4 protein-coding genes are annotated in these 3,723 nt (G+C 53.5%); 2 read left to right on the top strand and 2 right to left on the bottom strand.

Annotated features, from left to right (window positions below):
- Positions 1-23 precede the first annotated feature (23 nt).
- Together VVS03_RS11270 and VVS03_RS11265 are read right to left on the bottom strand one after the other, a co-directional pair.
- Positions 24-1,240, bottom strand: a protein-coding gene (locus VVS03_RS11270; RefSeq protein ID WP_368534532.1) for an IS3 family transposase whose coding sequence is annotated in 2 segments (ribosomal slippage) — positions 24-979 and positions 979-1,240 — 1,218 coding nt in all. Because the reading frame shifts where the segments join, the coding sequence is not laid out codon by codon here.
- Positions 1,241-1,828: 588 nt separating this feature from the next.
- Positions 1,829-2,137 carry a hypothetical protein gene (locus VVS03_RS11265; RefSeq protein WP_368534531.1) on the bottom strand — a complete coding sequence of 103 codons (309 nt, stop codon included), beginning with the start codon at positions 2,135-2,137 and terminating at the stop codon, positions 1,829-1,831.
- Between VVS03_RS11265 and VVS03_RS11260 the strand changes: the two genes are divergently transcribed.
- Entirely contained in the window at positions 2,136-2,522 is a 387-nt protein-coding gene (locus VVS03_RS11260) for a hypothetical protein (protein WP_049063042.1), read from the top strand. The two genes, VVS03_RS11265 and VVS03_RS11260, sit on opposite strands and share 2 nt — an antisense overlap.
- 459 nt (positions 2,523-2,981) lie before the next feature.
- Positions 2,982-3,723 (top strand): MobF family relaxase (mobF, locus tag VVS03_RS11255; protein WP_368534530.1); only part of this gene is annotated, 742 nt, incomplete at its 3' end.

Below are 3,723 nucleotides of genomic sequence, written 5' to 3'. Positions count from 1 at the left end.
CACGTAGTGGAGCTACCTAGTGGTTAGGCAGCTATTTCTTTTCTGCTGGTGGTTAGACCAATGCGGTTCTCAAAGTCGACGGGGCTTGCCATACCGAGTGCGGAGTGTCGGCGTCGACGGTTGTAGACGACTTCAATCCAGTAGGCAACGGCCTTGCGTGCAGCATCACGGGTAAGCCATCGCTGCCGGTCATAGAATTCAGTCTTTAGCGTCGACCAGAACGACTCGGCCATCGCGTTATCGAAGCACACGCCCGTACGCCCCACAGACTGGGCAATGCCCAGGTTGCGGCACACTTCCCAGAGCTTCTCACTGGTAAATTGCGTTCCGCGGTCAGCGTGAAACACCAGCCCATCAGGAACGTCACCGCGTAGTGTATGCGCCATCTGCAGGGCCCGTTCGACCAAACTTGTGTCTTGAACGCTATCCATAGCCCAGCCCAGTACTCTGCGGGAATGACCATCGCGGACCGCGCACAAATACAACCAGCCCTGGCCGGTGCGCAGGTAGGTAATATCTGACATCCATACTCGGTTGAGCTCACCAGTATCAAACATGCGCTTGACCAAGTCAGGAAGACTCGACTTACGCTTGGTTTGGACCGTTGTCACTGGAACAAAGGCACGCGGTGAAATCCCTGCAATGCCCATCATGCGCATCCGCTTAGCCACAGTCTTACGGTTAAGCACAATGTGGTAGCGCTCGGTAAGTTCTGCGGTGATCCGCGGAGCACCATAAACTTCATCGGAGTCTTTCCAAATCTGATGAATCTTACGGTCAACATCATCGTAAAATGCAACACGATCATCTTCGCCAGATAGCCGTTTCTGCTGCGCATGGGCCCATTTGTAATATCCAGATCGAGACACTTTTAATAGCCGTGCCATGCGCTTGATGCTGTAGTTCGCCTTCTCTCGCTGCATTAATTCGAACTTTTCTGCTCGCGTTGCTTTGCGGCGAAGAAGGCTGTCGCTTTTGACAAAAACTCGTTATCCATCTTGGCTTCAGCCAGCTCACGGCGCAAACGAGCATTCTCAGCACGAAGATCAGACTCACTCATCCCATCTGATGCTCCTCGGCGTTCACGCTCATTTTTTACCCACCGGCCTAAAAGCCCGGCGGAAACACCGATCTCCTTAGCCACATGAGCGATCGGGCGCTGCGACTCGATTACCAGGTTCGCGGCTTCACACCGGTACTCCGGCGTGTATTTCTTGCGCTGTTGACTCACAATGAACATCCTCTCCTACGGACACAAGATCCGCACAAATAGGGTGTCCACTAAACGAGGGTAACCTCAGCAGTACTAAGTTTAGCTATATATCGTCTCTTTTTCTATAAAAGGCCTAGGCGTTCGATGATGTTCTCTGGCATGCGTTCAGAGAGTTGCGCGGAGTCGATGGGAAATGGTCACGTTCAAACCCATGCATCGCAAGAAGACCTAGATGCTTTGGAAGACATTAAGGTTCTGCGAATGCCGGAAGAGTTACTGACTCGGTATCAGCGAGATAAGCGCGATGAGTTGTTGAAGAGCCGCCGTTCTGATTAGTCGTTGCCGTGTGGCGATAGTTCGCGTTTTCGTGCTGCCGCGGAAGTCGCACAAGCGACTTCCTTGCCTCGTGTCTCTGTCATGTCCTGGCGTTCGCAGTCGTGGCTAGAGATTGCCTGGCACGACCAAACCCGCCGAGGGTTCGGCGGGTTTTCAATGCTGACCTCCCCCCGACGGGCGCTTAGGCGCTCTAGGTTATGAGACCTTTGCACTAAACCGCAACCAGCTTCGAGACATTTGATTTGGTTCGTGCCAACTGTGAACGAATCGAGGGAACGATTAAGCGACCATTCGACAATGCTTCAGCTTGAATCCGGTCCCTTTCTTGCCATACAGCTTGTTGTTGGCGTCTTTGACTGCTGCAGCTTTCGTGTTTCCAAAGCCCCATATGTACTCTCCGGTTGCTTCATTGCGGAGGTTGACGATAGGACACTTAACTTGCACTCGGTAGACAGCATAGGGTGTGATTTCTGGTGGAACGCTGCTTAAGGAAGTGGCTGGGGTAGCGCTGGCTGTTCCCTGCGCCCCGGAAAGGGCGATCATTAGGCTAATAGCGACTGCGGATAGCGAGCGAAAAGGTTTCTTCATGACGGCAAACTCCTTCGAGGACGGAATAGTTGAGCAGAAATTCGTTGAAGAGTTGCATTTGTACTGCTCTCAACCGGAACTTGAAAGGCTGATAAAGCGGTTTAAAAGTTCCTTCGCTCAAGAATTTCACGAATTGGATGACTTTTCTCCCGTTGCAGTGGAAACCGAAGAAGACGACTATAATCTAGCTATCGAAGCAGCAGGTAGGGGCGATTTTGAGGATCTTCGAGCTTACGTAATAAAGCAAGAGTTTGTTTTCCCTGTCCGAAAAAAGAACGAGGAAGATCTCGACAAAATCAGCAATAGGGTCTTCGGGATTGTTGGAGAAACTGTTGAGGATGTCCCCTATTTCAGCTTCCTTGACCTGGAAGGGGATCGGACCTAAGTAGCCCCAGCGATTCTCCGCGTTCTGAGACGCCTGCACCACGCCTGGGTGATGTGCTCGACGCTCAAGAGCGCATAGAGCGCCCCGGACGGGGCGGGCGCGCTGGCTGGCGTTAGCCGCGTTCAAAGTCAGCGATAACCAAGTCAGCCGCCGTCGCCGTCTGCGTCGACACCTGGCGCTGCCGCGCGTACGGCTGCGCCGCACGCTTGCCCCTGAATTTTTCGTGCCCGACAGCCCCGCCCTGTACGTGCTTTTTCCCGAGGCCACCACGGAATCTCGGCAGATTGCCCGGGAGGATAGCGATTACCTGACACAGCCAAAAGCCGCCGAAAACTCGGCGGCTTTTCTATGCTGACCACGCTCTACGAGCGCTAAGCGCTCTAGGATATGGTACATTTGCACTAGAAGTGCTTAGGGGTGTTCAGATGCTCACCGTGCTGGTTAGAGGAGGTGGCGTGCGTGCTGACTATCGCGAAGATGGGCGCGCATTCTGTGGCCTATTATCAGTCCACGGTTGATGAGAATCGAGGGCCGGATTCGTACTATTCCGAGGACGGAAAGCAGCCAGCTTCGGTGTGGCTTCGGGGTGGAAAAGCGGCCGAAGTTGCGGCGTTTTTGGGTGCCGAAAACGGCGCTGTTGTGTCGGGAAAAACAGTTGAGGATTGGTTCAATAAGGCGGTTGCTCCGAGTGGTGTAAAGCTTGGAAAAGCTCTCGGGGATAAAGGGGTTCCGGGGTTCGATCTGACGTTTTGTGCGCAGAAATCTGTTTCATTGTTGTGGGGCATGGGTGCTGATTCTTCGGTTCGTAGCATCGTCGATGAAGCCCACCAGGCGGCAGTAAGTCAGGCACTGGATTACTTATCAGAGCATGCCGGCTATACGCGAAAGCAAGACCCTACTGCGTCAAAGAAGCGTCTGATCATTGAAAAATTGGCGGGTATTTCTGGCGTGAAATATGGACACCGAACTTCACGTGCGGGCGATCCTCACGTCCATTCCCACGTGTTGTTGGCGAATAAGCAGTTGTGCCAGGACGGCAAGGCTCGCACTCTGGATGGGGTTAGTTTGTATCACGAAGCGCGTGCGGCGGGCATGGTGTATCAGGCCACGGTGCGCGAAATTCTGAGTCGAAAACTCGGCGTGGAGTTCGGTGATGTGGTCAATGGGTGCGCGGAAATCGTCGGTCTTGATGACCCAGAAT

It is taken from the genome of Corynebacterium sp. LK2537 (assembly GCF_040946485.1).
Taxonomy (GTDB): domain Bacteria; phylum Actinomycetota; class Actinomycetes; order Mycobacteriales; family Mycobacteriaceae; genus Corynebacterium.
Note: the sequence above shows the minus strand (reverse complement) of the source record. Positions and strands in the feature narration are given on the sequence as shown.